The 26,985-nt window shown below is 70.2% G+C and carries 25 protein-coding genes and 2 tRNA genes; 14 read left to right on the top strand and 13 right to left on the bottom strand.

The genetic code is table 11. From position 1 onward, the window contains the following. Positions 1 to 126: 126 nt before the first annotated feature. Positions 127 to 1,311 (top strand): N-acetylmuramoyl-L-alanine amidase, encoded by a 1,185-nt coding sequence (locus P2F65_RS08935; RefSeq protein ID WP_275806110.1) that lies wholly within the window; start codon positions 127 to 129, stop codon positions 1,309 to 1,311. Positions 1,312 to 1,446: 135 nt separating this feature from the next. On the opposite strand, the gene P2F65_RS08930 is transcribed toward P2F65_RS08935, so the two are convergent. The 8 genes from P2F65_RS08930 to rpmH form a co-directional block, all read right to left on the bottom strand. After that, complete coding sequence (locus P2F65_RS08930; RefSeq protein ID WP_275806109.1) at positions 1,447 to 2,649, bottom strand: ParB/RepB/Spo0J family partition protein; 1,203 nt, start codon at positions 2,647 to 2,649, stop codon at positions 1,447 to 1,449. Positions 2,650 to 2,699: 50 nt separating this feature from the next. Next, on the bottom strand, positions 2,700 to 3,737 hold the full coding sequence (locus tag P2F65_RS08925) for a ParA family protein (protein ID WP_275806108.1): 1,038 nt from the start codon (positions 3,735 to 3,737) through the stop codon (positions 2,700 to 2,702). 486 nt (positions 3,738 to 4,223) lie between these two features. Next, positions 4,224 to 5,012 (bottom strand): 16S rRNA (guanine(527)-N(7))-methyltransferase RsmG, encoded by a 789-nt coding sequence (gene rsmG, locus P2F65_RS08920; RefSeq protein WP_275806107.1) that lies wholly within the window; start codon positions 5,010 to 5,012, stop codon positions 4,224 to 4,226. 19 nt (positions 5,013 to 5,031) lie between these two features. Then, the gene (locus tag P2F65_RS08915; RefSeq protein ID WP_275806106.1) at positions 5,032 to 5,703 is read right to left on the bottom strand and encodes a R3H domain-containing nucleic acid-binding protein; all 672 of its coding nucleotides are present in this window, start codon (positions 5,701 to 5,703) and stop codon (positions 5,032 to 5,034) included. A 95-nt stretch (positions 5,704 to 5,798) separates the two neighbouring features. Beyond that, the gene (gene yidC, locus P2F65_RS08910; protein ID WP_275806105.1) at positions 5,799 to 6,833 is read right to left on the bottom strand and encodes a membrane protein insertase YidC; all 1,035 of its coding nucleotides are present in this window, start codon (positions 6,831 to 6,833) and stop codon (positions 5,799 to 5,801) included. A gap of 94 nt (positions 6,834 to 6,927) precedes the next feature. Next, positions 6,928 to 7,185, bottom strand: coding sequence for a membrane protein insertion efficiency factor YidD (gene yidD, locus P2F65_RS08905; RefSeq protein WP_275806104.1), 258 nt, complete (start codon positions 7,183 to 7,185; stop codon positions 6,928 to 6,930). Then, positions 7,182 to 7,565: a ribonuclease P protein component gene (rnpA, locus tag P2F65_RS08900; RefSeq protein ID WP_275806103.1), complete on the bottom strand. Its 384-nt coding sequence runs from the start codon at positions 7,563 to 7,565 to the stop codon at positions 7,182 to 7,184. Before rnpA ends, yidD begins: the two co-directional genes overlap by 4 nt. Positions 7,566 to 7,575: 10 nt before the next feature. Then, positions 7,576 to 7,713 (bottom strand): 50S ribosomal protein L34, encoded by a 138-nt coding sequence (rpmH, locus tag P2F65_RS08895; RefSeq protein WP_013885212.1) that lies wholly within the window; start codon positions 7,711 to 7,713, stop codon positions 7,576 to 7,578. Between the two features lie 439 nt (positions 7,714 to 8,152). On the opposite strand from rpmH, the gene dnaA reads away from it, so the two are divergent. Next, entirely contained in the window at positions 8,153 to 9,625 is a 1,473-nt protein-coding gene (gene dnaA / locus P2F65_RS08890; RefSeq protein WP_275806102.1) for a chromosomal replication initiator protein DnaA, read from the top strand. On the opposite strand, the gene P2F65_RS08885 is transcribed toward dnaA, so the two are convergent. After that, positions 9,606 to 10,547: an NAD-dependent epimerase/dehydratase family protein gene (locus tag P2F65_RS08885; protein WP_275806101.1), complete on the bottom strand. Its 942-nt coding sequence runs from the start codon at positions 10,545 to 10,547 to the stop codon at positions 9,606 to 9,608. The two genes, dnaA and P2F65_RS08885, sit on opposite strands and share 20 nt — an antisense overlap. Positions 10,548 to 10,658: 111 nt before the next feature. Here P2F65_RS08885 and P2F65_RS08880 point away from each other — a divergent pair, with 111 nt between their 5' ends. From P2F65_RS08880 to P2F65_RS08860, 5 genes are all read left to right on the top strand, one after another. Further along, a complete protein-coding gene (locus P2F65_RS08880) occupies positions 10,659 to 11,396 on the top strand; it encodes a TetR/AcrR family transcriptional regulator (RefSeq protein ID WP_275806100.1) in 738 nt (245 codons plus the stop codon). Positions 11,397 to 12,036: 640 nt separating this feature from the next. After that, positions 12,037 to 13,170, top strand: coding sequence for a DNA polymerase III subunit beta (dnaN, locus tag P2F65_RS08875; protein WP_275806099.1), 1,134 nt, complete (start codon positions 12,037 to 12,039; stop codon positions 13,168 to 13,170). A 105-nt stretch (positions 13,171 to 13,275) separates the two neighbouring features. Then, on the top strand, positions 13,276 to 14,322 hold the full coding sequence (gnd, locus tag P2F65_RS08870; protein ID WP_275807357.1) for a phosphogluconate dehydrogenase (NAD(+)-dependent, decarboxylating): 1,047 nt from the start codon (positions 13,276 to 13,278) through the stop codon (positions 14,320 to 14,322). A gap of 58 nt (positions 14,323 to 14,380) precedes the next feature. Beyond that, positions 14,381 to 15,577 carry a DNA replication/repair protein RecF gene (gene recF, locus P2F65_RS08865; protein ID WP_275806098.1) on the top strand — a complete coding sequence of 399 codons (1,197 nt, stop codon included), beginning with the start codon at positions 14,381 to 14,383 and terminating at the stop codon, positions 15,575 to 15,577. 4 nt (positions 15,578 to 15,581) lie between these two features. After that, positions 15,582 to 16,118: a DciA family protein gene (locus P2F65_RS08860; RefSeq protein ID WP_275807354.1), complete on the top strand. Its 537-nt coding sequence runs from the start codon at positions 15,582 to 15,584 to the stop codon at positions 16,116 to 16,118. Here P2F65_RS08860 and P2F65_RS08855 read toward each other — a convergent pair whose 3' ends face one another. Then, positions 16,119 to 16,865, bottom strand: a complete 747-nt coding sequence (locus P2F65_RS08855) for a metallophosphoesterase family protein (protein WP_275806097.1) — start codon at positions 16,863 to 16,865, stop codon at positions 16,119 to 16,121. 87 nt (positions 16,866 to 16,952) lie between these two features. Here P2F65_RS08855 and P2F65_RS08850 point away from each other — a divergent pair, with 87 nt between their 5' ends. Further along, positions 16,953 to 18,386, top strand: a complete 1,434-nt coding sequence (locus P2F65_RS08850; protein WP_275806096.1) for a protealysin inhibitor emfourin — start codon at positions 16,953 to 16,955, stop codon at positions 18,384 to 18,386. A 5-nt stretch (positions 18,387 to 18,391) separates the two neighbouring features. Here the strand turns inward: P2F65_RS08850 and P2F65_RS08845 are convergent, their stop codons facing one another. After that, positions 18,392 to 19,150, bottom strand: a complete 759-nt coding sequence (locus P2F65_RS08845; protein ID WP_275806095.1) for a hypothetical protein — start codon at positions 19,148 to 19,150, stop codon at positions 18,392 to 18,394. Between the two features lie 351 nt (positions 19,151 to 19,501). On the opposite strand from P2F65_RS08845, the gene gyrB reads away from it, so the two are divergent. The 6 genes from gyrB to P2F65_RS08815 all read left to right on the top strand — a co-directional run bounded on the left by gyrB (position 19,502) and on the right by P2F65_RS08815 (position 25,461). Next, on the top strand, positions 19,502 to 21,670 hold the full coding sequence (gyrB, locus tag P2F65_RS08840) for a DNA topoisomerase (ATP-hydrolyzing) subunit B (RefSeq protein WP_275806094.1): 2,169 nt from the start codon (positions 19,502 to 19,504) through the stop codon (positions 21,668 to 21,670). A 126-nt stretch (positions 21,671 to 21,796) separates the two neighbouring features. Further along, positions 21,797 to 24,439, top strand: coding sequence for a DNA gyrase subunit A (gene gyrA, locus P2F65_RS08835; protein WP_275807352.1), 2,643 nt, complete (start codon positions 21,797 to 21,799; stop codon positions 24,437 to 24,439). Beyond that, entirely contained in the window at positions 24,436 to 24,942 is a 507-nt protein-coding gene (locus P2F65_RS08830; RefSeq protein ID WP_275806093.1) for a DUF3566 domain-containing protein, read from the top strand. The genes gyrA and P2F65_RS08830 overlap by 4 nt, the downstream gene beginning before the upstream one ends. A gap of 149 nt (positions 24,943 to 25,091) precedes the next feature. Continuing rightward, positions 25,092 to 25,168 (top strand) — tRNA-Ile (locus P2F65_RS08825). 45 nt (positions 25,169 to 25,213) lie between these two features. Then, positions 25,214 to 25,339: a DLW-39 family protein gene (locus tag P2F65_RS08820; RefSeq protein ID WP_275806092.1), complete on the top strand. Its 126-nt coding sequence runs from the start codon at positions 25,214 to 25,216 to the stop codon at positions 25,337 to 25,339. A 46-nt stretch (positions 25,340 to 25,385) separates the two neighbouring features. Next, a tRNA-Ala gene (locus P2F65_RS08815) sits at positions 25,386 to 25,461 on the top strand. A 77-nt stretch (positions 25,462 to 25,538) separates the two neighbouring features. On the opposite strand, the gene P2F65_RS08810 is transcribed toward P2F65_RS08815, so the two are convergent. Together P2F65_RS08810 and P2F65_RS08805 are read right to left on the bottom strand one after the other, a co-directional pair. Further along, positions 25,539 to 26,768: a tyrosine-type recombinase/integrase gene (locus P2F65_RS08810; RefSeq protein WP_275806091.1), complete on the bottom strand. Its 1,230-nt coding sequence runs from the start codon at positions 26,766 to 26,768 to the stop codon at positions 25,539 to 25,541. After that, positions 26,765 to 26,974 (bottom strand): helix-turn-helix domain-containing protein, encoded by a 210-nt coding sequence (locus P2F65_RS08805; protein WP_275806090.1) that lies wholly within the window; start codon positions 26,972 to 26,974, stop codon positions 26,765 to 26,767. The genes P2F65_RS08810 and P2F65_RS08805 overlap by 4 nt, the downstream gene beginning before the upstream one ends. Positions 26,975 to 26,985: the final 11 nt, after the last annotated feature.

Raw genomic sequence — 26,985 nt, 5'->3', positions numbered from 1 at the left:
CCCGGGGCGGCCGGCATCGTCGTGCCAGGTGGGTTTCCGTGGTTGGCCCGCCCGCCCGCCCTCGCCTAGGCTCTTCCCGTTTCCGTCGCCCACCGTGCGTGGGGCGCCCCTTGTCCAGGAGGCTTCGTGTCCAGCAGCAACAACGGTCTGCTCCGTCGTGGCAGCCGTGGGCCTGCCGTGGCCGACGTGCGCCGCCGCCTCGTGGCGTTGTCTCAGACCCACGTGGCCGACAGGTCCAGCCTCGACGGGCCCGAGGTCGACCACGAGCTGTACGACGAGGCACTCGAGCGGGCCGTGCGCGACTTCCAGCAGCGCCAGGGCCTGATCGTCGACGGCATCGTCGGCCCGGAGACGTTCTCGGCCATCGACGGTGCGCGGTGGACCCTCGGCGACCGGATCCTGCTGCACACCCCCGGCCACCTGCAGCACGGTGAGGACGTCGCCGCCCTTCAGGAGCGCCTCAACACGCTCGGCTTCGCCGCAGGGAGGGTCGACGGGCGGTTCGGGCAATCCACGGAGCAGGCGGTTCGCGCATTCCAGCGCGCCTACGGCCTGCCCGCCGACGGATCCGTGGGGCCCGACACCCTCCGCGCCTTCGCCGACCTGCGCCGCAGCGTCTCGGGCGGGTCGGCCACCGTGCTGCGCGAGCAGGAACGGGTCCGCCGCTCCGGGCACAGCCTGAGTGGGCGGACCGTGGTGCTCGACCCCGGCCACGGCGGCGACGACCCCGGCGCCACCCGCAGCGGGCTCCGCGAGGCCGACCTCGTGCTCGACCTCGCCCGGCGCATCGAGGGGCGACTGACCGCCATCGGCGTCTCCGTGGTCTACACCCGCACCGAGAGCACCTGCCCGAGCGACGAGGAGAGGGCCGCCCTCGCCAACCGCGCCGAGGCCGACGTGCTGCTCTCGCTGCACTGCGACTCCCACGACCACGTGGACGCCAGCGGTGTCGCGAGCTTCTTCTTCGGACGTGACCGCCGCACCGCGTGGTCCGCCGTGGGTGAGCACCTCGCCGACCTGCTGCAGCGCGAGATCGTGGCGCGCACGGGGCTGGCCAACTGCCGTTCGCACGGACGGTCGTGGCGCCTCCTGCAGCAGACCACCATGCCCGCCGTCCGCCTCGAGGCCGGCTACCTCTCGCACCCGGAGGATGCCGCGCGCCTCGCCGACCCGGCGTTCCGCGACACCCTGGCCGAGGCTGTCCTCGTCAGCCTCCAGCGCATGTACCTCGGCGAGGACGACACCAACGCGACGGGTGTGCTGCGACTCGGCGACCTGCGGGCCTACCTGGCCTCGGGTGGGGGTGCCTGAGCGGAACGTCTCCGCGGCTCAGCCGGAGAGCAGAAGAGGGCCCTTGCATCTCAGTCATGAGATGGAAGGGCCCTCTTTTTGGTTTATTGCTGATATTTATCCCTAGAATCGCCGGGATTCATGCCTTTCGTGCTATCAGGCTGTGCCGCGAGGGTCGATGCCCAAGAGGTCGACGATCCGGTTCAGGTCCTCGACCGAGGCAAACTCCACGGTGAGCTTGCCCTTGCGCTGGCCGAGGGCGATGTTGACCCGGGTGTCGAACCGGTCGGACAGGCGAGCGGCGAGGTCGTCGAGCTGGGGGTGACGGCTGCCGGCACGCGGACGCCGCGGCTTGGCCCGCTCCTGGTCGCCACCGAGCGCGACGATCTCCTCGACGCTGCGCACCGAGAGGCCCTCGGCCACGATCCGCTGTGCCAGTCGCTCCATCGCCGCCGCGTCCTCGAGGGCCAGCAGGGCGCGGGCGTGCCCGGCGCTCAGCACCCCGGCGGCGACACGGCGGGCCACCAGCGGGGGGAGCTTGAGCAGCCGGATGGTGTTGGAGATCTGCGGCCGGGAGCGGCCGATCCGACCAGCCAGCTCGTCGTGGGTGCAGCCGAAGTCCTCGAGCAGCTGCGAGTAGGCGGCGGCCTCCTCGAGCGCATTCAGCTGGCTGCGGTGGAGGTTCTCGAGCAGGGCGTCGCGCAGGAGGGCGTCGTCCTCGGTCTCCTTGACGATCGCGGGGATCGTCTCCAGACCGGCCTCCTGGGTGGCCCGCCACCGGCGCTCACCCATGATGAGCTCGAAGCGGACCCCCTCCTCGCCATCGCTGACCGGGCGCACCACGATCGGCTGCAGGACCCCGATCTCGCGGATGCTGTGCACGAGCTCGCCCATGTCGTCCTCGTCGAAGACGCTGCGCGGCTGCTTGGGGTTGGGCCGGATGGCGGTGACCGGCACCTCGGCGTAGGTCGCGCCCGGCACCGGTGCCAGGCCTTCACCGTCGGTGGGCGCGTCGCTCGACGCCTCGTCCAGGGCGGACCCCGGGGCCTCGCCGTTCAGGGATCCCCCGTCGGACCGCCCCGACCCGGCCCCCTGCTCGGAGGCCGCGCGCGTGTCAGCGCCATCGACCTCACTCGACTGTCCTGGCGTGCTCCGGTGCTCCGTGGTGGCCAGCTGGTCTGCCACCTCCGACGGATCCGTCCCCTCGGCCGGCGGGGCCAGCACGGTCGAGCGCGCCTGCACCGCAGCGCTGTTGTCCTTGAAGAACACGTCGACCGGCCGCGCAGCCCCCTCTCCTGCCGGGGTGGAGGGGATCAGGGCGCCGAGCCCGCGCCCGAGGGCGCGACGCTTCTCGCTCATCTGCTGGCCTTTCTTGTCCTGTGCCGGGGGTGGGCTGGAGGTGCTGGTGCTCATGAGGCGCGCGCGGCCACGCCGCGGTCCGCGAGTTCGCTGGCGGCCTCGAGGTACGAGAGGGCCCCGCTGCTGTTGGGGTCGTACGTCATGACCGTCTGGCCATGGCTGGGCGCCTCGGAGATCCGGACCGAGCGCGGCACGGAGGTGCGCAGCACCTGCTGGGGGAAGTGCGCCCGCACCTCCTCCGCCACCTGCGCCGAGAGGCGGGTGCGACCGTCGTACATCGTCAGCAGGATCGTCGAGACATGCAGCGTGGGGTTCAGGTGGTTCTTGATCAGCTCGATGTTCTTGAGCAGCTGCGAGAGGCCCTCGAGCGCGTAGTACTCACACTGGATGGGGATGAACACCTCATCCGCCGCCACGAAGGCGTTCACCGTGAGCAGTCCCAGGCTCGGGGGGCAGTCGACGAACACGTAGTCCGGAACCGCGTGGCCCAGCTCGTCGGCAGACGCGATGTAAGCAGCGATCGCCTTCTGCAGACGCGTCTCGCGGGCCACCATCGACACGAGCTCGATCTCGGCGCCGGCGAGGTCGATCGTGGCCGGCGCACAGAACAGGCCCGAGACGTCCGGGCACTCCTGCACGACCTCACTGATCGGGGTCCCGTCGACGAGCACGTCGTAGATGCTCGGCACCTCGGCGTGGTGCTCGATACCCAGCGCCGTGCTGGCGTTGCCCTGTGGGTCGATGTCGATGACCAGCACGGTGAGCCCAGCCTGGGCCAGTGCCGCGGCGACGTTGACCGTGGTGGTCGTCTTACCCACGCCGCCCTTCTGGTTCGCCACCGTCATGACCCGGGTCATGGTCGGCTTGGGGAAGACTCGCCCACTCAGGGCGATCCGCTTGCGGGCGTCCTCCGCCACCGCTTGGGCCAACGGAGTGTCGGCGCCGGCCGCAGGAAGGGCCGAGGCGAGCTCGGTGCGCTCATCTGTTTCACGTGAAACTACTGCAGCCAGTGCCTCTTCCGCAGCCAGCGCGTCCCCCTGGTGGTGGGTGTCAGGAGTGGCGACAGCCGTGGTCTCCCTGTTGTGCATGTAAATGCCGGCTCCGTCGCTACCAGCGATCTCCGCATCAGCGTCGGTTTCACGTGAAACCGCGGCCAGCGGCTCCGCGGCCGCTGGGGGCCCTGCCACCCCTGCGGGCTCTCCGGTCTCCGCGGCGGCCGGCGCAGCCGGCGCGGCAGGTGCGCGCTCCGCACGATCGGGTTCCGTGGCCTGAGGCTCCACGGACTGTGCGGTTGCGGCGGATGGCCTCGCTTCGAAGTGCATCGCGTCTCCCCTCTCACGGTCACCCTCAACGCCCCCGGCCTGGGGCCCGTTGTGACTCACCGGGGCCGACGAGATCGCAGTTTCACGTGAAACACGGTCATCCTTCGGCCAGCCCAGGGGGGCGGTGGTGGTGCCGACGAGTCCGGGCCAACCGAGGCCTCGTTCGAGTTGCCGCGCTTCTGTCACTCCGTCACCTCGTCGCACATGGGGTTCATCCAACCGTACGAGGGACCGGGTTCCAAACCGGGGAGGTCAGCTCTCGGTGTGCCGTGTCCGACGGGTCTCGCGGACCGCGTCTCCTGCCTTCTTCGACCGGGCCGAGGGTCGCTTCTTTGCCTTCCTCGGGACACGCGACACCCCCTGGGTGTTCGCGCCGATGGTGAGCTCCATGGTCACGGTCGGCACCTCAAGGAGTCCGGCCCCATAGGTACGGATGTCGGCGTGCACCATCCCCAGCTTGGCCAGCACCTCCCGCTCCTCCGCGAGCTCCTGCGCTGCCTGGTCTCCCTTGAGGGCGACGAGAACCCCGTCAGTCTCCAGCATCGGGAAGGTCCAGCGGGCGAGCTTGTCGATCCGCGCGACTGCCCGCGCCGTCGCGTAGGGAGCGCTGAGGCGGCCCCGGAACTCCTCCGCCCGACCACGGTGGACCGTGCAGTTGTCGAGCCCGAGGGATTCGACCGTCGCATTGAGCCAGTTCGTCCGGCGCAGCATCGGCTCCACGAGATGGATCTGCAGATCCGGACGGGCCACCGCAAGGGCCAGGCCGGGGAGGCCGGCGCCGGAGCCCACGTCGATCACCGTCGTCGACTCCGGGAATGCCTCGTGGGCGACGGCGCAGTTCAGGATGTGGCGATCCCACAGGCGCGGCACCTCCCGGGGCCCGATCAGGCCGTGACTGACCCCGGTGTCGGCGAGCACGGCGGCGAAGCGCTCGGCCAGCGGGAGTCGGCCGCCGAAGATGGAGGCCGCAGCAGGAGGAGCCGCCGGCAGACCTGCCGACGGCTCCTCCTGCTCGCGCTCAGTGGCGGAACGGTGCGTCATGCGCGTTTCACGTGAAACGTCAGGCCGGGAGGACAACGACGCGCCGGTGCGGCTCGGTGCCCTCGGACTCCGAGGCGAGACCGGCCGCGAGGACCTCGTCGTGCACCACCTTGCGCTCAAAGGCGCTCATCGGCGACAGGGACTTCTTCTCCCCAGAGGCGCGCACCTCGGCGACCGCCTCGCGGGCGATGCCGACCAGCTCGGCTCGACGCTCGGCGCGGTGACCGGCGACGTCGAGCAGCAGTCGGCTCCGCTCGCCGGTCGCGGACTGCACCGCCAGGCGGGTCAGCTCCTGCAGCGCTTCGAGGACCTTGCCGTCGGAGCCGACGAGCCGGCGGGGCACACGCCCCTCCTCCGAGTCCACGATGGCGACGGCGGCGCGGTCGCCGTCCACGTCGACGTCGATGTCGCCGTCGAGGTCCGCGATGTCGAGCAGCGTCTCGAGGAAGTCGGCCGCGACCTCACCCTCGCGCTCGAGGTCCGCCACCTGGCGACGGCCGCCGCGTGCCTGGGCCGCCCCGGCCTCGCTGGCGGACTCGGTCGACTGCACGGACTCCAGCGAGTCGGCAACGTCTGCCGCGGACCCCGTCGGGACCGATGCGTGCGAGTCCACGGTGCCTTCGAGCGTGGGGGCCTGCCCGTCCTGCTCCGTGCCCTGTTCCTGGGTCTGGGAATCGGTCTGGTCGCTCATGTTCATCTCCTGTGCAAAAGCCTGTGGAAAAGCCGGGTCTGCTGGACTGGCCGCGGGCAGCACCCGCTGCGCGCCGCGACCGGACCTACGTCTGGTTACTTCTCGGGACTCGGTGCCGGCTTGGCCGGCGACCCGCCGCCCTGGCTCGGCCGGGTCTGGGCGCCACCAGCCTTGCGCTTCTTGGACCGCTTGGGCTGCTGGCGCTGGCCGGAGGTCTTCTGCGGGGCTGCTTCATCCGCCGGTGCCGACGTGTCCTCGAGTCCCTTGACCGTGAGCTCCTTCACCGGCTTGCCGCGCTTGGCGCGCCGCTCGTGCAGCGCCTTCTCCGCCGGCGAGCCCGGCGCCGGCATACGGCGGATCACGTAGAACTGCTGGACCATCGACCAGATGTTGGTCACCGTCCAGTAGATGAGGACACCGATCGGGAAGTTGATGCCGGAGATCGCGAAGAAGATCGGCATCAGGTACAGCAGCACCTTCTGCTGCTTGGCGAAGGGGTTGTCGAGCGCCGACGCTGGCATGTTCTTGCGCATCAGCTGGTGCTGGGTGGTGAAGGTGGTCGCCGACATCAGGAGGATGAGCAGCACGGTGACGATGTAGGTGGCCGTGCTGTCGGCGCTCATGAACGTGTCGGAGAGCTGTGCGCCCAGGAAGGTCGACTGCTCCGCCTGCGCGGCGACGTCCTGGGTGATCGGGCCGATCGGCTCCGTCTTCCCGGTGGCGATCGACTCCAGGCCGTTGAGCACCCGGAAGAGCCCGAAGAAGAACGGCGACTGGATGAGAATCGGCATGCACGACGAGAAGGGGTTGGTGCCGGTCCTCTTGTAGAGGTCCATGGTCTCCTGCGTCATGGCCTGACGGGAGTCCGGGTCGGTCTTGCCCTTGTACTTCGCCTGGATCTTCTGCATCTCGGGCTGAATGAGCTGCATCCGGCGCGAGGCGTGGATCTGGCGGACGAACAGCGGGATCATCGCGGCGCGCATGACCACCACGAGACCGATGATGGAGAGCACCCAGGCGGCACCCGATGCCGGGTCGAGGCCGATCGCGTCGAAGAACGAGTGCCACCCGTAGAGGATCCAGGCCACGAGCCACTCGAACGGGTAGATCAACTTGGTGAAGAAGTCCATGCTGTCCTCTGTGTGGAGGTGAGCGGTCGGCTCACCAGTGGTGCCGGGCCAGAGGCGGTATGCCGCGTGGCCGGCGAGACGTCGGGGGCCGCCGTCAGCGGGCGGCCGGGGCGGGCGGGGCGGGCGGGACGTGGTCGACGCCACCCGGTGTCCAGGGGTGGCACCTCAGCAACCTCCTGACGGCCAGCCAGGTTCCCTTCAGGGGACCGAACCGCCGGATGGCAGTGAGGGCGTACTGGGAGCACGACGGGTAGTACCGGCACGTGGGCGGGGTCATCGGCGAGATGACCCGCTGGTAGAAGAGGATGAGCCCGACCAGCGGCGCCGCGAGCACCTTCTGGAGGGTCTTCATGCCGCCCCGCCTGTCGGGGAGGCGGCCGTGAGGCGCTTCAGCACTCGAGCCAGGAGCAGGTCGAGGTCATCCGCCAGTTGCTGCGAATCAGCTTGTGCTGCAGGGGGATTCGCCCGAATCACGAGGTCGGTGCCGGTGGGGATGCGGTCCAGGCGCTGGTGCACCAGGGCACGCAGGCGGCGCTTGGTGAGGTTGCGGACCACGGCCGGACCGACCGCCTTGGAGACAACAAAACCGACCCGCGGCGGGAGACCCGCACGCGCGTCGGTCTGGTTGGCGTGAACCACGATGAGGCGGGAGCCCGATCGTGCTCCCCCTGATGCTCGGACCGCTGCCGCGAAGTCGGCGCTGTGACGCAGCCGGTGCTGCGCGGGCAGCACGTCCGGGGCCTCAGGCGGAGAGCTCGGAGCGGCCCTTGCGGCGACGGGCGGCCAGGATGGCGCGGCCAGCGCGGGTGCGCATGCGCAGGCGGAAACCATGGGTCTTGGCCCGGCGGCGGTTGTTCGGCTGGAAAGTACGCTTGCTCACGTTGATCTCCGTAACTGGTCGGACCCCGGTGGTCCGCGAGTGCTTGGCGGGGGCGGCGGCCGACGCCGGCCGCAATCGGAAACCCGCGAAGCGAGTCACGGGCATGCGAAAACGGCCGACAGGGCCTCGCCTACGGTACGCGAGCGCCGGTGACAGGGTCAAACCAGCACCTCTCGATTCCACCAGCGCGGGCGAATACCAACGGAAAGCGACGAAACGCCCGACGACACGCCGGCCCATCGCAAATTTTCCGTGCTCAACCGGATCCAATTTGGGCGATGAGGTTGCTCGTCTCGCTCCCGGGTTGTTAGCGTCCCCGTCGGCGCCCCGACTGACGTCACCCACAGATTGTGGAAAAGCATGTGGACAGCCCACAATGGCGAGTCAGTGGCCAGACCGAGACCGCGAGACCGACCAGAGCTTCCCAGGGGTGTAACCAGTGGCTGACGCCGATCTGAACTACGGTCAGGTCTGGCAGAACACCCTCTCGGCGCTCGATGCGGACGGCATCCCCGCCCAGCAGCGCGCCTTCCTCAGCCTCGCCCGCCTGGTGGGTCTGCTCGACGGCACCGCCCTGCTGGCCGTGCCCAACGAGTTCACCAAGGACGTCGTCGAGACCCGGGTCCGCGAGCAGGTCACCCGGGCCCTGTCCTCCCAGCTCGGCAGCGACGTGCGCCTCGCGGTGACCGTGGACTCCTCGCTGGACCTCGACCACGTCGAGCCGACGACCGGCCTGGTGCCGCAGCCGTTGACGATCGGGCAGGACCCGGTGGCCCCACCGCACCAGGCCGTGCAGTCCCTGCCCCCGATGCCGGACCCGGAGAACCTTGCGGCCCGCCGGCCCCGGCCCGAGGACAGCATCTCGGTCACCGAGGCCGAGGCGACCCGGCTGAACCCGAAGTACACCTTCGACACCTTCGTCATCGGGGCCAGCAACCGGTTCGCCCACGCGGCGGCGGTGGCCGTGGCCGAGGCGCCGGCCAAGGCCTACAACCCGCTGTTCGTCTACGGCGAGTCCGGTCTGGGCAAGACCCACCTGCTGCACGCCATCGGCCACTACGCGCGCAACCTCTACCCCCACGTCAAGGTGCGCTACGTGAACTCCGAGGAGTTCACCAACGACTTCATCAACAGCATCCGCGACGACAAGGCGAGCAACTTCCAGCGCCGCTACCGCGACGTCGACGTGCTGCTCATCGACGACATCCAGTTCCTCCAGGGCAAGGTCCAGACCCAGGAGGAGTTCTTCCACACCTTCAACACGCTGCACAACGCCAACAAGCAGGTGGTCATCACCAGCGACCTGCCCCCCAAGCTGCTCTCCGGCTTCGAGGAGCGCATGCGCAGCCGCTTCGAGTGGGGCCTGCTCACCGACGTCCAGCCCCCCGACCTCGAGACCCGCATCGCGATCCTGCGCAAGAAGGCGATCCAGGAGCGGATGAGCGCGCCCGACGAGGTGCTCGAGTTCATCGCCTCGCGCATCTCGACCAACATCCGCGAGCTCGAGGGCGCCCTCATCCGGGTGACCGCCTTCGCGAGCCTCAACCGCCAGAGCGTCGACATGGGCCTGGCCGAGATCGTGCTCAAGGACCTCATCCCCAACGAGCAGGGCAGCCAGATCACCAGCGCGACGATCATGGCGCAGACCGCGGCCTACTTCGGCCTCAGCATCGACGACCTGTGCGGCTCGTCCCGCTCCCGCGTGCTGGTCACCGCCCGGCAGATCGCGATGTACCTCTGCCGCGAGCTCACCGACCTGTCGCTGCCGAAGATCGGGCAGCAGTTCGGCGGCCGCGACCACACCACGGTGATGCACGCCGACCGCAAGATCCGCGAGCTCATGGGCGAGCGGCGCGCGATCTACAACCAGGTCACCGAGCTGACCAACCGCATCAAGCAGCAGTCGCGCTGAGGTAGTCGACCGTCTCCTTCACGGTCTGCTCCCACGGGGTGGGGCGCAGGCCGAAGATGCCCTGCGTGTGGCTGGAGTCGAGCACGAAGGGTCGCTCGAACTGGTGCCGGGTCTCGCGCAGCTCCCTCATCAGCGGCACGACGGCTCCCAGCGCCGTGACCAGCCCGCGCGGTATGCCGTGCACGGCCTTCGGTGCGCGGCCGCAGACCCGCGCCACGTCGGCGACGACCTCCCGCACCGTGCGCGGCTCGGCGCTGGGCACGTGCCAGGCCTGTCCCCATGACCGGTCGTCCGTGGCGAGCACCGCCGCCAGCCGGGCGGTGTCGCGCACGTCGGTCCAGGTGTGCGGCACGTCCGGGCCGCCCATGACCAGCCAGACCGGACGGCCCCTGAGCGCGGGCGAGACGACCATCGAGTTCAGCAGGCTCTGCGCCCCGACCCCGGGACCGGTGTAGTCCGACGCCCGCAGCTCGCTCGCGCGCACCCGTCCTGCCCGGTGTGCCTCGAGGGCCGCTTTCCACATCCGTGCCCTCAGCGCACCCTTGTGACCGTTGGGCTGCAGCGGCGTCGTCTCGGTCATGGGCCCGTCGACCTGGCCGTAGGCATAGAGGTTGTTGACCGTCACCAGCCCGGCGCCGGTGCGCTCGGCCGCGGTGAGGGCGGCGGCGGCCAGCGGCGGCCAGTCCTTCTCCCAGGTCGTGTACTTCGGGGGGTTGAGCGCGTTGACGATGGCCGAGGCGCCGGATGCCAGGGTGGTCAGGCGGTCGACGTCGCCCGCGTCAGCGGCGACGGCGGTGACGCCCGCCACCTGCGGGCCGCGCCCGGACCTCGACACGACCTGCACCTCGTGGCCGGCGCCGGCGAGCTCGCGCGCCGTCCCCTGCCCGACTGCCCCTGCCCCCAGGACCACGAAACGACCCATGACATCCTCCAAGTGTGAACACTGTTCTCTCTTTTCCCAGTGAATAGCACCCGGTCAGAAAAAGCAAGAACACTGTTCGCACTTCGGCGCGGGGTCTGGCATCCTGAGGCGATGGCGCGAGTCGACGGCATACGGGCGCGGAACCGGGCTGCGACCGAGGAGGAGATCCTGCGGGTCGCTCGGGTGGAGCTGCGCCGGCACGGCGCGGCGGCCCTGTCCGTGCGCGCCGTGGCTCGCGAGATGGGGATGGCCCCTTCCGCCCTCTACCGCTACATCAAGGACCGCGACGACCTGCTCACCCTGCTCATCGTCGCTGCGTACACCTCGCTGGGCGCCGAGGTGCACGGAGCCCACGACGCCGTGGAGCCCGCCGACCTCGACGGCAGGTGGCGGGCGGTCGGCCACGGCCTGCGCGACTGGGCCAGGGCGCACCCCCACGAGTACGCCCTCGTCTACGGCTCACCGGTGCCGGACTACCGGGCCCCGGCCGAGCAGACCAACGAGCCCGGCACCCGGGTCCAGGCGCTGCTCGTGAGGCTGCTGGCCGACGCGCGGCGCGAGGGCCGGCTCAGCGACGCGGCCGCGACCTTCGCCCCGGGCTCGGGACAGCTCGCCGACGCGGCCGCCGGGCACCTGCTCGACGACCCGTTCTTCGCCGGAGCGGACCTCGACGGCCGGGCGCTGATGGCCGGGTTGGCCGCGTGGACGCTGCTCCTGGGCACGGTCACGACCGAGCTGTTCGAGCAGATGGGAGACACGATCGCCGATCGGGACGCCTATTTCGCCTACATGCTCGACGTCGCCGGCCGGCTGGTCCTCAGCCCCGCACCGACGACTGTCCACAGCTGAGCTCTCCACAGGGTTGTCCACACATGTGGGCAGCGCGTGACCTGACCGTGATCCGCGCAAGAGCGCAGGTGGGCGTCCCAAAGGGTGTCATTCGCCCCGTTTTGGCCGGTGGTCCACACTTGGGGAAAACCCTGTGGAGAGCTGTGGCTGACCACAGGGGGACCCCCAGCTTGTCCACAGGCCAAGGAGTCGCTGACGGGGCTGTGCACAGCGCGTGGACGGGACGTGGACGCCGGGAGGCCAGACTGGGGACGACTGCCCACACCGTGTGGATGCCCTGTGGACAACCAAATTCCGTCCACAGCCTCCAGGCCCCCGTGTGCAGGCCGGTCCACGAGCGGTGCACATGGCGACCGGCCCGCTGGCCTGCGCGAACGCGGCTTCTCCACAGGATCCACACCGCCTATGGAGAAGATGAGATCCATCCATGACTCATCCCGCCCCGAGTACCTGGGTGCGACCGACCCGTGCTGCCGAAGCTTGTGAAGAACCGGACGAACCACAAGAAGCCGGCTTCCCCGAACCGGGTTTGCAGCCACCCCCGGGGGCACTAGGGTCAGTGCCCCCACCACAATGTGCTTCCGACGAACAGTGGTGTGGTCACACGCGTGTCTGCAGTCCTGAAGGGCGGGTTTCCAAGGTGAAGTTCCGGGTCGAACGTGAGGTCCTCGCCGATGCCGTGACCTGGGTGGCTCGGGGCCTGCCTGCCCGCCCGCCCGTGCCCGTCCTGGCCGGCGTGCTCATCGAGGCCAACGAGGAGGGCAGCCTCACCCTGTCGGCGTTCGACTACGAGGTCTCCGCCAAGGTCACCGTGCCCGCCGACGTGTCCGAGCCCGGCCGGGTGCTCGTGCTCGGACGCCTCCTGGCCGAGATCTCGCGCAACCTGCCCAACCGCCCGATCGACGTCACCACCGAGGGCAACAAGGTCGCCGTCACCTGTGGCTCGTCGCGGTTCAGCCTGCTCATGATGCCGTCGGAGGACTACCCCACCCTCCCGACCTCGCCCGCCCCGACCGGCACCATCGCCGGCGACGTCTTCACCAAGGCGGTCGCCCAGGTCTCCATCGCGGCCGACCGCGGCGACACCCTGCCCATCCTCACCGGAGTCCGGGTCGAGATCGACGGCGAGAAGATGACGCTGCTCGCCACCGACCGCTACCGCCTCGCGATGCGCGAGCTGACCTGGAACCCCGAGGCCACCGACGCCAACCACGTGGCGCTCATCCCGGCCCGCACCCTCTCCGAGACCGCCAAGGCCCTCGGCGCGGCGGGCTCCATCGAGGTCGCGCTCGGCGGCTCGGCCGGCGGTGACGGGCTGGTGGGCTTCGAGGCCGGGCAGCGCCGCACCACCACCCGGCTGCTCGACGGCGAGTACCCCAAGGTCACCTCGATCTTCCCGACCAGCGTCGACACCGAGGCCGTCGTCAAGACCGCCGAGCTCGTCGAGGCGGTCAAGCGTGTATCCCTCGTGGCCGAGCGCAACACCCCGGTGCGGCTGCGGTTCACCGAGGGCCAGGTCGCCATCGAGGCGGGCACCGGTGACGACGCCCAGGCCTCCGAGGCGGTCGAGGCCACGCTGACCGGTCCCGAGATCGAGATCGCGTTCAACCCCCAGTTCCTGCTCGACGGCCTCGGGGTGGTGGGCACCGAGTTCTCGCGCCTGTCCTTCACCCAGCCGTCCCGCCCGGCGGTCCTCTCCGGCCAGGCCGAGCTCGAGGGCGAGGCCGACACCTCGTACCGATACGTGCTCATGCCCGTGCGCTTCGCGAGCTGACCCGCCCCGGGCGTAGCCTTGAGCGCCACGCGCCCGCGGCGACGGTATGCCGCGGCGGCGAGCACGCGGCACACCGCACCACCAACGACGAAGGGCTTCCTCACCATGCAGCTGGGTCTGATCGGTCTGGGCAAGATGGGTGGCAACATGCGCGAGCGGCTGCGCCGCGCGGGCCACGAGGTCATCGGCTTCGACCGCAACCCCGACGTCTCGGACGTGCGGAGCATGGCGGCCATGGTCAAGAAGCTCGAGGCGCCCCGTGTCGTCTGGGTGATGGTGCCCTCGGGTGACCCCACCCGCGAGACCGTGGCAAAGCTCGCCGACCTGCTCGACAAGGGCGACCTCGTGATCGACGGCGGCAACAGCCGGTTCACCGACGACTTCGAGAACGAGAAGCTCCTCAAGGCCAAGGGCATCGGCTACCTCGACTGCGGCGTCTCCGGTGGGATCTGGGGTTTGGACAACGGCTACGGCCTCATGGTCGGGGGCACCGCGGCCAACGTGCGGCGGGCCATGCCGATCTTCGACGCGCTGCGCCCCGAGGGTCCCCGCGAGGAGGGCTTCGTCCACGCCGGCAAGGTGGGTGCGGGCCACTACTGCAAGATGGTGCACAACGGCATCGAGTACGGGCTGATGGCCGCCTACGCCGAGGGCTACGAGCTGCTCGAGGCCAAGGACATCGTCACCGACGTCCCGGGTGCCTTCAAGGCCTGGACCCGGGGCACCGTCGTGCGCTCCTGGCTGCTCGACCTGCTGGTCAAGGCACTGGAGGAGGACGCCCACCTCGAGGACGTCTCCGGCTACACCGCCGACTCCGGCGAGGGCCGCTGGACCGTCGAGGAGGCCATCGCCAACTCGGTGCCGATGCCGGTCATCTCCGCCTCCCTGTTCGCCCGGTTCGCCTCGCGCCAGGACGAGTCCCCCACCATGAAGGCCGTCGCCGCGCTGCGCGGCCAGTTCGGTGGCCACGAGGTCATGCGTGTCGAGGAGGGCAAGGCCCTGCGTCGGGGCGAGGCGCCCAAGGGCGTCAAGGAGACCCGCGCCAAGACGCGCAAGGCGGAGCAGCCCACGAAGAGCGCCACGAAGGCCGCCGCCAAGGGTCGCGCCGCCGCCGACGCCGGTCCGTCGTCGGGCAGCGGCGAGACGTCCTGACCCGGGCAGCTCCCGCCGTGTCGCCCCTCGTGCCGTGCGCCTGACCCGGGCCTGACCCGTGTACGTCCGCCACCTGTCCGTCTCGAACTTCCGCAGCTACGAGACCGCTGAGCTGCCGCTCGAGCCCGGTGTGACCACGCTGGTCGGCCTCAACGGGCAGGGAAAGACCAACCTGGTCGAGGCCATCGGCTACCTCGCGACGCTCTCGAGCCACCGGGTCGCCACCGACGCACCCCTGGTGCGGTTCGGAGCCGACCAGGCGGTGATCCGCGGGGTCGTGGTCCGCGACGGCCGCGAGACGCTCATCGAGCTCGAGCTCAACCCGGGGCGAGCCAACCGGGCGCGCCTCGGGCGGTCACCGATGCAGCGCCCCCGCGAGGTGCTCGGCACGCTGCGCACGGTGCTCTTCGCCCCCGAGGACCTCGCGCTCGTCAAGGGCGACCCCTCGGAGCGCCGGAAGTTCCTCGACGAGCTGCTCGTCGCCCGCCAGCCTCGGTGGGCCGGGGTGCGCTCGGACTACGACAAGGTGCTCAAGCAGCGCAACGCCCTGCTGAAGTCGGCGGCGCCGGTGCTGCGCAAGGGCTCTCGCCACCGGCCGCGTCCCGGGGAGGAGCCGGCCGACGAGGCGCGCGCGTCGGCACTGCACACCCTCGACATCTGGAACGAGCACCTCGCGAGCGTGGGCTCACAGCTGCTCTACGCCCGGCTGCGGCTGCTGCGCGACCTCGGGCCCTACCTGACGAAGGCCTACGACGAGGTCAGCGCCGGCCAGTCCGACGCCAAGGTCTCCTACCGCTCCAGCCTGCGCGAGGAGGTCGCGGCCGCGATCGCCACCGGCGACGTGCCCGAGATCGAGCAGCTGCGCACCGAGATCCTCGCCGCGCTCGACGAGGCCCGGCCTCGCGAGGTCGAGCGCGGTGTCTCCCTCGTCGGACCCCACCGCGACGACGTCGTGCTCACGCTCGGTGAGCTGCCGGCGAAGGGCTACGCCAGCCACGGCGAGTCCTGGTCGTTCGCGCTGGGACTCAAGCTCGCGGCATACCAGCTGCTGCGCCACGACCTCGGCGAGGACCCGGTGCTGGTGCTCGACGACGTCTTCGCCGAGCTCGACACCGGCCGGCGCGAGCGGCTCGCTGCGATGATCGCCGACTGCGAGCAGGTGCTCATCACCGCGGCAGTGGCCGCGGACGTGCCCGCCTCGCTCAGCGGGCAGACGTATGCCGTGAGCCTGGGCGAGGTGAGCCCGCGTGAGTGACGAGCTGCCCTCGCCCGAGGCCGAGCCCCCCGCGCCCCATCACGAGGACGAGCGGGTCGACGACGCGGCGGCCGCGGCGCTCGCGCGCGCCCGGGCCGCCGCGAAGGCCAAGGGGCTGCGGCCGGGGCTGAGGCCCATGCGCCGTCGCCGTCCGGGTGTGCCGGTGAGCCCGCGCTCGCGCGACGGCCGTGACCCGCTGCTCCTCGGCGACCAGATGGACCGGCTCCTGGTCGACCGGGGTTGGCGGGTCGACGTGGCGGTCGGCTCGGTCATGGGACGCTGGCCGCAGATCGTCGGCCCGGAGGTGGCCCAGCACTGCACGCCGGTGACGTTCGAGGACGGCGTGCTCACCGTGCGGGCCGACTCCACCGCGTGGGCCACCCAGATCCGGTTGCTGACCTCGTCGATCCTCGGCCGCCTCGAGGGAGAGGTCGGCAAGGGCACGGTCGCCGAGCTCAGGGTCGTCGGCCCCAGCGCGCCCTCGTGGTCGAAGGGACCGCGTCGGTCGCAGGGCCCCGGCCCCCGCGACACCTACGGGTAGTCACCGGCCGTCGCGAGGGGCGAACACGGTCAGGGCCACGGCGTCGCTGTGCCGGGAGCGGACGTACTCATCGGCCCAGTCGCGCCTGTCGGGGTAGGTCGACTCGGCGACGATGCGGGCGCAGGTGGCGTCCACGTCGATGGGCGTGTGACGCAGGCTGACCTGGCCGCCGCGCAGCAGGGCCCACCCGCCTCCGGGGCGGCCGTAGGGCATGCCGACGCTGCCGGGGTTGAGCACCAGTCGGCGGTCGACGAGCCGGACGAAGGGCATGTGGGTGTGGCCGCAGACGACGGTCTGCACGGTCTCGGGGAGGTCGGCGAACACCTCGGCCCAGCGCTCGAGGCGGGTGTCGACCAGCACCACCTCGTCGTCGTCGCGGGGGCTGCCGTGGCAGAACAGCACCGGCCCGAAGCCGTCGACGTCGAGGGTGACCGGGTGCGGAAGGGCGTCGAGCAGGGCGACTTGGTCCGGCCGGAGCTGCGCCGCCGCCCAGACCGACTCGGGGTGTTCGCACGACTCGCCGCGGGTGAGGCCCACCAGCTCACGGTCGGCGTTGCCGCGCACGAGCACGCACCGCTCCCCCAGGGAGGTGAGCAGGTCAAGCGTCTCGACGGGCATGGGACCTGCCGCATGGTCACCGGTGACGACGACGAGGTCGGCGCCGGCCACGTCGGGTTCGGCGAGCACGGCTTCGAGCACGGGCAGCACGCCGTGGACGTCGGATAGCACAGCAACGGTGGCGGCCATGCCCGAAGGCTAGGGCGCAGGTCAAAGGGAGGTCATGCCTTTTCCTGCCCGGCTGGCGCTGTCGGTGTCGCGGCGGAGACTGGCTCCATGAGGGGAACACCAGCACCGATGCCGAGCCGACCAGACCGTCACCAGCGTTGCTCGATCATCCCGCCCTACGTGCTCCAGGCGATCGCGGAGTCCAGTGACCCCGTGGCCGCCGCCCGGGCCGCCGAGGCCCTGCAGCGTGACGCCGTCCTGCGGGCCCGCCGGCAGGGTCGGCCCGGGGTGGCGCCGGCACCCGGCCTGCCGCCGGAAGTGGCACCACCTCCGGGTGGTCCCGGGTCGCCGCAGCGGGTGGTCTCCGACGCCGCCAACGGCGAACGGCTCCCCGGCACGGTGCTGCGCGGCGAGGGCGAGCCGCCGACGGGAGACGTCGCGGCCGACGAGGCCTACGACGGCCTCGGCGCGACCTGGGAGCTCTTCGCCGCGGCATACGGGCGCAACTCCCTCGACGGGCGAGGGATGCCGATGCTGGCGACCGTCCACTACGGCCGCGACTACGCGAACGCCTTCTGGGACGGCACGCAGATGGTGTTCGGAGACGGCGACGGCCGCTACTTCCGCCGCTTCACCGCCAGCCTCGACGTCATCGGCCACGAGCTCGCCCATGGCGTCACCGAGCTGACGGCGGGGCTGACCTACCGCGGCCAGCCCGGAGCACTCAACGAGAGCGTGTCCGACGTGTTCGGCTCCCTCGTGCGCCAGCGGCTGCTCGGCCAGCGCGCCGACGAGGCCGACTGGCTCATCGGCGCAGACCTGTTCACCGACGCCGTGCAGGGCGTGGCGCTGCGCTCGATGGCGGCGCCCGGCACCGCCTATGACGACCCGGTGCTCGGCCGCGACCCCCAGCCCGCGCACATGGACGACTTCGTCGTCACCCGCGACGACAACGGCGGGGTGCACATCAACTCCGGCATCCCCAACCGCGCCTTCCACCTCGCGGCCACCGCGGTCGGCGGCTACGCCTGGGAGACCGTGGGCCGCACCTGGTATGCCGTGCTGACCGGCCCCGGGATCCGCGCGGACTGCGACTTCGCCACCTTCGCCGCCCTGACCGTGGAGGCGGCACGCGGCGAGCACGGCGCCGGGTCGGCGGTCGCGCAGGCGGTCGAGTCCGCCTGGGGGCAGGTCGGCGTGCTCGGCGGCGCGGCCGGCTCACCCGAGGGCGCCCCCGGTGGTGAGGTCGCCCCGAGGGAAGGCACCGAGGTGCTGGTCCGCCGCACGGGCGGGTTCGCCGGCCTCACCCGGGAGCGGGCCGTGCGGCTCGAGGAGCTGCCGCGCGAGGATGCCGACCAGTGGGCCCACCTGCTCGCGGACCGCCGGCTGTCGGCCTTCGCCAACGGCCCGGCCCGGCCGGACGCGTACTGCTACGAGGTGCGCTGCGACGCGCCCCCGACGCAGGTGAGCCTGCCCGAGCCCCGCCTGCCCGAGGAGGTGCGGGGCCTGTTGGAACGGACCCTCGCCGGCACCGACGGCTGACGCGCCTACTCGATGATGCGCAGCGTCGTCAGGACCCGCGTGCCCAGGCGCTTGGCCTCGGACGCCGAGAAGGAGGTCACGTTGATCGACACCACGGCCTCGGGTGTCTCGAGGTAGAAGGCCTCGCCGTGCTGGTTCGCCCAGGTCGACCCGAGCCGGTAGACGGCGTGCACCGCTGGGCCGGCCGGGGTCTCGATGCGCCTGACCTTGCTGACCGTGCCACCGAGCAGGTCGGCAGTGTCGCGACGGATGAGCGACGCCGAGGGCAGCTCCCCCAGCGGCGTGCGGGTCACCACGATGCTCGCCGGCATCCCGTCGTCGCCGGCCCCCACCACCATGCGGTCGAGCTGGTTGAGCATGCCGTTGCGCAGCTGGGAGGGGGTCAGGCCCATCTGGCCGGCGAGCTCGTCGAGGGCGGCAGAGCCCTCGACATACTTCTCGGGGTCGATCTCGGTCGACAGGGTCGGGGCCGCGAAACCGATGCCCAGGCTGTCGACCACCACCAGCCGCTCGGTCGCCTCGAGTGGAGAAGGGTCGGGCCACCCCGACCGGTCCGGCGCGGAGGACGGAGTCGCGCCGGCCGAGGCGTCCGGCGTCACGGTGGCCACGGGGGCCGATCCGGAGGCGCCGTCCACCGGCGCCGTGGGCGTGACGACGTCGGGCGCCGACGGCAGGTCGGTGATGGTCGGCGTCGCCATCACCCGCTCGACCACCCCGCACCCCGCGAGCCCCGTCAACACGACCGCTGTGACGAGGACCGCCACCGCAGCCCTGGTACCCCCTGCACTCCCCCGCATGGGGCGCAACGATAAGGGGCGAGGTCCAGGCGGGCGGCGCGTTTGGCCGAGTTCTCACCCGTATGGCCGAATCGGACCAGCGCCGAGGAGCGCCGAAATGGGGCGCTGAGGGGTCGGGGTGCGATCCCCGACATGGATCTGCCCCCACATTTGCCTAGAAAGTGGGCTCACGGGCCTCCTGAAGCCGTCTTCCGGCTCTTCGACCGGTAAACTCAGGGACGATCCCGCGACCACCGTGGTCTCCACGCTGGTCGCGTGCCATGAGCGGCACCAGCGCAGGCTGCCCGCCCGCTGTCTGCCATCTGAAGAAGGAGCACCGTGTCTGAGGCTGCCAACACGCCCATGCCCAGAGAGTCCGGTTCCGAGAGCCTGAGCGCCGCCGAGGCGGAGCAGGCCCGGGCTGCAGCGGAAGCAGAGCTCGCTGGAGCCCCCCAGGGGTCGGACTACGACGCCAGCGCCATCACCGTCCTCGAGGGCCTCGAGGCCGTGCGCAAGCGCCCGGGCATGTACATCGGCTCCACGGGCGAGCGCGGCCTGCACCACCTGGTGTGGGAGATCGTCGACAACTCGGTGGACGAGGCCCTGGCCGGCTACGCCGACACCATCGACGTGACGCTGCTGGCCGACGGTGGCGTGCGCGTCTCCGACAACGGGCGTGGCATCCCCACCGGCCTGAACGAGCAGTACGGCGTCTCCACCGTCGAGCTCGTGCTCACCCAGCTCCACGCCGGCGGCAAGTTCGGCGGCGGCGGCTACAAGGTCTCCGGCGGTCTGCACGGCGTGGGCTCCTCGGTGGTCAACGCGCTGTCGACGCGGCTCGACGCCGAGGTCCGCCAGCTCGGCCACGCCTGGCGCATGTCCTTCGACCACGGTGTGCCGGTCGCGCCGCTGGCCAAGGAGGAGGAGTCGGACCGCAGCGGGACGACGATCACCTTCTGGGCCAACCCCGAGATCTTCGAGACCGTCACCTACGACTTCGAGACGATCCGCGCCCGGTTCCAGCAGATGGCCTTCCTCAACAAGGGCCTGACGATCAACCTGACCGACGAACGCGTCGCGCAGGACGAGCTGGGCAAGGACGACATCGACCTCGACAACCTCGAGGCGGAGGCAGACGAGGAGACCGTCGAGGTCGACTCGGCCACCGCCGAGGCCGAGGGCGGCGTCCCCAAGAAGCAGAAGGTCAAGAAGGTCACCTACCGCTACGACAACGGTCTGGTCGACTACGTGACGCACCTGGTCGGCTCGAAGAAGTCCGAGCCGGTGCACCCCGAGATCATCTCGATCGAGTCCGAGGACACCGAGCGCCAGCTCTCCCTCGAGCTGGCCATGCAGTGGACGACCGCCTACTCCGAGTCGGTCCACACGTACGCCAACACCATCAACACCCACGAGGGCGGCACCCACGAGGAGGGCTTCCGCGCGGCGATGACCAAGCTGGTCAACGACTTCGCCCGCAAGCAGAACCTCCTCAAGGACAAGGACGAGAACCTCACCGGCGACGACATCCGCGAGGGCCTGACCGCCGTCGTGTCCGTCAAGCTCGGTGAGCCGCAGTTCGAGGGCCAGACCAAGACCAAGCTGGGCAACTCCGAGGTCAAGGGCTTTGTGCAGCGCGCCATGACCGACGAGTTCGGCCACTGGCTCGAGACCCACCCCAACGAGGGCAAGGACATCGTCCGCAAGTCGGTGCAGGCGGCGGCGGCCAGGATGGCGGCCCGCAAGGCCCGTGAGGCCACCCGGCGCAAGGGCCTGCTCGAGTCCGGCGGCCTGCCGGGCAAGCTGCGTGACTGCCAGAGCAAGGACCCGAGCCTGTCCGAGGTCTTCATCGTCGAGGGTGACTCGGCAGGCGGATCCGCCGTCCGCGGTCGCAACCCCAGCACCCAGGCGATCCTCCCGATCCGAGGCAAGATCCTCAACGTCGAGAAGGCCCGCATCGACAAGGTCCTCTCCAACAACGAGGTCCAGGCGCTGATCTCCGCGTTCGGCACCGGCATAGGCGAGGACTTCGACCTCGAGAAGGCGCGGTACCACAAGATCGTGCTCATGGCCGACGCCGACGTCGACGGCCTGCACATCCGCACCCTGCTGCTGACGCTGCTGTTCCGCTTCATGCGCCCGCTGATCGAGGCCGGCTACGTCTACCTCGCCCAGCCGCCGCTCTACCGCCTCAAGTGGAGCAACCACGCGCACGAGTTCGCCTACTCCGACCGTGAGCGCGACGCCATGGTCGCGGCCGGCCAGAGCCAGGGCTGGCGCCTGCCGAAGGACGCCGGCATCCAGCGCTACAAGGGTCTGGGCGAGATGGACTACCAGGAGCTGTGGGAGACCACCATGGACCCCGACCACCGGGTGCTGCTCCAGGTCACGCTCGACGACGCGGCGGCGGCCGACGAGATCTTCGCCATCCTCATGGGCGAGGACGTCGAGTCGCGGCGCGGCTTCATCCAGCGCAACGCCCGCGACGTGCGGTTCCTCGACATCTAGCAGAGGCCACCCCGTATGCCGGGCAGCCGGGTTCCACGTGAAACCGCGCCAGCGCGCAGAGTGCGCGCACGGCATACCCCAGCTCTTTGAATCCGTTGAAAGACAAGGGAAATCGTGACTGACGGAATGCCCCCGATCGAGACCGACCGCACCGAGGCGGTCGACCTCAACACCGAGATGCAGCGCAGCTACATCGACTACGCGATGACGGTCATCGTCAGTCGGGCGCTGCCGGACGTGCGCGACGGTCTTAAGCCGGTGCACCGCCGCGTCGTCTACGCCATGTACGACGGGGGCTACCGCCCCGACCGCGGGTACAACAAGTGCTCGCGCGTCGTCGGCGAGGTCATGGGTCAGTACCACCCCCACGGTGACGCCTCGATCTACGACGCCCTCGTGCGCCTGGTGCAGGACTGGTCGATGCGCTACCCGCTCGTCGACGGGCAGGGCAACTTCGGCTCGCCCGGTGACGACCCGGCCGCCGCGCCGCGGTACACCGAGTGCCGGATGGCCCCGCTGGCCATGGAGATGGTCCGCGACATCCACGAGGAGACCGTCGACTTCCGCGACAACTACGACGGCAAGACCCAGGAGCCCACGGTCCTGCCGAGCCGGTTCCCGAACCTGCTCGTCAACGGCTCCTCGGGCATCGCCGTCGGCATGGCCACCAACATCCCCCCGCACAACCTGCGCGAGGTGGCCTCCGGCGCGCAGTGGTACCTGCAGAACCCCGAGGCTCCTCGTGAGGAGCTGCTCGAGGCCCTGATGAAGCGCATCCAGGGGCCGGACTTCCCGACTGGCGCGCTCATCCTCGGCCGCAAGGGCATCGAGGACGCCTACCGCACCGGGCGCGGCTCGATCATCATGCGCGCGGTCGTCGAGGTCGAGGAGATCCACAACCGGCAGTGCCTCGTCGTCACCGAGCTGCCCTACCAGGTCAACCCCGACACCCTCGCGCAGAAGATCGCCGAGCTGGTCAAGGAGGGTCGCCTGCAGGGAATCGCCGACATCCGTGACGAGACCTCCGGCCGCACCGGCCAGCGCCTGGTCATCGTGCTCAAGCGCGACGCGGTGGCCAAGGTCGTGCTCAACAACCTCTACAAGCACACCCAGCTGCAGACCAACTTCGGCGCCAACATGCTGGCCCTGGTCGACGGGGTGCCGCGCACGCTGCCGATCGACGCCTTCATCCGCCACTGGGTGGAGCACCAGATCGAGGTCATCGTCCGGCGCACGACCTTCCGCCTGCGCAAGGCCGAGGCCGACATCCACATCCTGCGTGGTCTGCTCAAGGCGCTCGACGCCCTCGACGAGGTCATCGCCCTCATCCGCCGCTCCCCGACGGTCGAGGAGGCCCGCGACGGCCTGATCCAGCTGCTCGAGATCGACGAGATCCAGGCCGGCGCGATCCTCAACATGCAGCTGCGTCGCCTGGCCGCGCTGGAACGCCAGAAGATCATCGACGAGCACGACCGGCTCGAGGCGCTGATCAAGGACTTCCAGGACATCCTGGCCAAGCCCGAGCGGCAGCGGACGATCGTCTCCGACGAGCTCGCCGAGATCACCGAGAAGTACGGCGACGACCGCCGCTCGAAGATCGAGTTCCACGACGGCGACATGTCGATGGAGGACCTGATCCCCGAGGAGGACGTGGTCGTCACCATCACCCGCGGTGGCTACGCCAAGCGCACCCGGGTCGACGCCTACCGCAGCCAGGGGCGCGGCGGGAAGGGCGTGCGCGGCACCCAGCTGCGCGGCGACGACATGGTCGAGCACTTCTTCACGACCACCTCGCACCATTGGCTGTTGTTCTTCACCAACCTCGGCCGGGTCTACCGGGCCAAGACCTACGAGCTGCCCGACGCCGGCCGTGACGCCAAGGGCCAGCACGTCGCCAACCTGCTGGCCTTCCAGCCGGACGAGCACATCGCCCAGGTGCTCGACATCCGCGACTACGACCAGGCGCCCTACCTGGTGCTGGCCACCCGCAACGGCCTGGTGAAGAAGACCCGCCTGGCCGACTACGACTCCCCGCGCAGCGGCGGGCTCATCGCGGTCAACCTCCGCGACGGTGACGAGCTGGTCGCGGCCGACCTGGCCTCCGCCAACGACGACCTGCTGCTCGTCTCGCGCAACGGCCAGTCGGCGCGCTTCCACGCCGACGACGAGACGCTGCGCCCGATGGGCCGGGCCACCAGCGGCGTCACGGGCATGCGGTTCCGCGACTCCGACGCCCTGCTGTCGCTCAGCGTCATCGAGGACGGCACCGACCCCGACGTCTTCGTGGTCTTCGAGAACGGCCTGGCCAAGCGCACGGCCGTCTCGGAGTGGAGCGTCAAGGGGCGCGGCATCTACGGCGTCGCCGTCGCCAAGATCACCGAGAAGAACGGCCAGGTGGTCGGCGCCCTGACGGTCGACGAGGAGGACGAGGTCCTGGCCATCATGGGCAAGGGCAACATCGTGCGCTCCGGCGTACGTCCGGTCACCCGTCGAGGACGCAACACCCAGGGCATGCGCTTCGTGACCCCGCCCAGGGGCGACGTCGTCGTGGCGGTCGCCCGCAGCGTCGAGCGCGAGGCGGACGAGGAGGCCATGGGCCAGGTGGCAGAGGCCACGCCCGACGAGCCCACCTCCACGGTGGAGCAGGACGGCGGTGTCCAGAACGGCGGTGCCGATGAGGCGAGCCAGGCCGCTGATGCCGTACCGTCGGAGACGACCGACCAGCCGGCCGAGGCCGGCGAGCACGACGCCGCTGGAGGTAACGAGTGAGCACGGCAGGCCCGACGAGCACGTCGGCGCGCCCGCAGGGCCCGGGTCCCCGCCCGGGGCAGGGCGCCCAGCAGGCGGCACCGACCCGACCCAACCCCACCCAGCCTCGGCCCGGCGGCGCTCCGGCATCCTCGGCCCGCAGCCGGCGCGTCAAGCTCACCGTCTCGCGGATCGACCCGTGGTCGGCCATGAAGATGTCGTTCCTCATCTCCGTGGCGCTCGGCATCGCCGGGGTCGTCATGGTGGCGGTGCTGTGGATGATTCTCTCGGGGATGGGCGTCTTCTCGGAGGTCAACCGCCTGGTCGGCACCGTGCTCCAGGACAGCGAGAACCCGTTCAACCTGATGGACTTCCTCGGCTTCGGCCGGGTGCTGTCCCTCTCGATCGTCATCGGGGTCATCGACGTCATCCTGCTGACCGCGCTGTCCACCCTCGGGGCGTTCCTCTACAACATCTGCTCCTCGCTCGTGGGCGGTCTGCAGCTCACGCTGACCGACGACTGAGAGCCGGCCACGCGGCATACCGCGCGTCTGTGACCGCCCCCTCGCCCGCCCGGGCGAGGGGGCGGCCGCCGTTTTGGAGTCCGGTATGCCGGTGAGGTAACCTCATGCGTCGCAGGCCCCCTCACGGTCCTGCGGCGGAGATTGGTCACGGGCCTATAGCTCAGACGGTTAGAGCGCTTCCCTGATAAGGAAGAGGCCACAGGTTCAAGTCCTGTTAGGCCCACCAATCCCGAAATCGCAGTTCCTCGCCCGCGACCGGACGGAGAGCCTCATGGGGACGAAGCTCCTGCTGCTGATCGCGACGGCCATCGGGGCCGCCGCCCTCCAGAAGAAGCTCAAGGACCAGCAGGCCGAGCGGGACCTCTGGCACGAGGCGACGGACAAGCCGACCAACTGAATCGACTCCCCCAGGACAGCCGCCGGCGCCTGGAAGTCACCCTCCGGGGGCCATGGCGCAATTGGTAGCGCACCTGCTTTGCAAGCAGGGGGTTAGGGGTTCGAGTCCCCTTGGCTCCACCACAGGTCAGAGGCCCTTTCCGCTCGTCGGAGAGGGCCTCTTTCGTGCCACTTGAGCAGCGTTTTGCAGCAGTAGGGGGTCACTTCTGCCCCTCTCCCAACGCGCTCCCCAGTTGCAGCAGTGCCTGGCGCGCGCTCTCCGTGGAGACCTGTGAGTAGATGTCCATCGTCACCGCGATCTGGCTGTGTCGAAGGATCGCCATGGCGACCCGAGGGTGGACGTTCATGGCGACCAGGAGGCTGGCACAAGTGCGTCGCGCCGAGTGGACCGCGATGACAGGGACGCCGGCCTTGGCTGCGCGCTCCTTGAACATGCGATGGAAGTTGCGGGGGTCGACGGGCATCCCATACCGGGTCGTCAGCACGAGACCGGATCTCTGCCATGCCTCGGCGGCGTCGGCTCTCCACTTCCCCTCAAGCTCCTGACGGTCTCGGAGGGCACCGATGCAGATGTCAGGAAGTGGGAGCACCGCCTCTGAGCTGGTTGTCTTCGTGCGTCTGCGCATCAGTTGGCCCCCGACGCGCTGGAGCTGCCAGGCGATACGGGCCTCACCGCGCTCGAAGTCGATGTCGTCCCAAGCCATCCCGAGCAGCTCCCCGCGTCGCAATCCCAGCACGAGCATCAGGACGTAGCCGGCTAGGAGCGGATCCTCATCGCGGTGGGCGGACTCGAGGAACTGGCGGACCTGCTCGACAGACCAGATGGTCGGTTTGTCCGTCCGTGGGACAGGCATCCGGACCAGCCCAGCGACGTTCCGGGTGATCAGCTCTTCACGCTGTGCCGCACTGAGGGCGCTGCGGAGGATCGTCCACGCCTGGCGGACCGTCCACTCCTTGGCCACCTGCTGACAGCACCGACCCTTGGCACAGCATCGAGGCGCTGGCCGAGCGGCGTCCTTGCCCTGTGCGCAGCACTGACACCGTGTGCGCAGGGCGTTGACCCACGTCTGCACGTCCCTCACCGTCAGCTTGTCGAGGCGTCGACGCCCGAGGTCCGGCTCGACGTAGAGGCGCGTGAACATCTCGTAGTTCTTGACCGTGGTGGGAGCCAGGTTCGGTCGTACAACGGTCTGAAGCCAGTCCGCCATGAAGACGGCGAGAGTCGGAGTCTTGGGCGCCACAGGTCCCCGCTCGGCGGCTCGCTGCAGGCCCTTCCACTTCTCCAGCGTCTCCTCGCGGGTCTTGGCCTGCACGTACTTGCGCTGACGACGGCCCTCGGGAGTGGTGATCCAGACATAGGCCCGGTACCCATAGGCGTAAGGGAAGATCGACCCTTCGCCGTTGTGCCGGGTGCGGCTTCGTGGGCTCACGCTGGCCACTCCTCTGCAGCACGCTCGGCCCTCGCCTGGACGTACTCGTCCACCCACTCCGGGAGGATGCGCCGGGAACGACCATCTTTCAGCGACTTCAAGTCGCCCTGAAGGATGAGCATCCGCACCTTGCTTTCGCCGTAGCCCAGCATCTCGGCAACCTCTGCCACGGTGTGCCAGCGCCTCTTGAACGTCACTTCCGTCATGGCTTCCTCCT

It is taken from the genome of Knoellia sp. p5-6-4 (genome assembly GCF_029222705.1).
GTDB lineage: Bacteria > Actinomycetota > Actinomycetes > Actinomycetales > Dermatophilaceae > Pedococcus_A.
This window is presented reverse-complemented; position numbering and strand designations above follow the sequence as displayed.

Excerpts from the sequence above, each read along its gene's own strand:
- P2F65_RS08805 (WP_275806090.1), bottom strand. The coding sequence starts at position 26,974 with ATGACGGAAGTGACGTTCAAGAGGCGCTGGCACACCGTGGCAGAGGTT.
- P2F65_RS08915 (WP_275806106.1), bottom strand. The coding sequence starts at position 5,703 with ATGAGCGACCAGACCGATTCCCAGACCCAGGAACAGGGCACGGAGCAG.
- gnd (WP_275807357.1), top strand. The coding sequence starts at position 13,276 with ATGCAGCTGGGTCTGATCGGTCTGGGCAAGATGGGTGGCAACATGCGC.
- P2F65_RS08880 (WP_275806100.1), top strand. The coding sequence starts at position 10,659 with ATGGCGCGAGTCGACGGCATACGGGCGCGGAACCGGGCTGCGACCGAG.
- gyrA (WP_275807352.1), top strand. The coding sequence starts at position 21,797 with ATGCCCCCGATCGAGACCGACCGCACCGAGGCGGTCGACCTCAACACC.
- yidD (WP_275806104.1), bottom strand. The coding sequence starts at position 7,185 with ATGAAGACCCTCCAGAAGGTGCTCGCGGCGCCGCTGGTCGGGCTCATC.
- P2F65_RS08885 (WP_275806101.1), bottom strand. The coding sequence starts at position 10,547 with ATGGGTCGTTTCGTGGTCCTGGGGGCAGGGGCAGTCGGGCAGGGGACG.
- yidC (WP_275806105.1), bottom strand. The coding sequence starts at position 6,833 with ATGGACTTCTTCACCAAGTTGATCTACCCGTTCGAGTGGCTCGTGGCC.
- P2F65_RS08850 (WP_275806096.1), top strand. The coding sequence starts at position 16,953 with ATGAGGGGAACACCAGCACCGATGCCGAGCCGACCAGACCGTCACCAG.
- rsmG (WP_275806107.1), bottom strand. The coding sequence starts at position 5,012 with ATGACGCACCGTTCCGCCACTGAGCGCGAGCAGGAGGAGCCGTCGGCA.
- P2F65_RS08930 (WP_275806109.1), bottom strand. The coding sequence starts at position 2,649 with ATGAGCGAGAAGCGTCGCGCCCTCGGGCGCGGGCTCGGCGCCCTGATC.
- P2F65_RS08820 (WP_275806092.1), top strand. The coding sequence starts at position 25,214 with ATGGGGACGAAGCTCCTGCTGCTGATCGCGACGGCCATCGGGGCCGCC.
- P2F65_RS08855 (WP_275806097.1), bottom strand. The coding sequence starts at position 16,865 with ATGGCCGCCACCGTTGCTGTGCTATCCGACGTCCACGGCGTGCTGCCC.
- P2F65_RS08925 (WP_275806108.1), bottom strand. The coding sequence starts at position 3,737 with ATGCACAACAGGGAGACCACGGCTGTCGCCACTCCTGACACCCACCAC.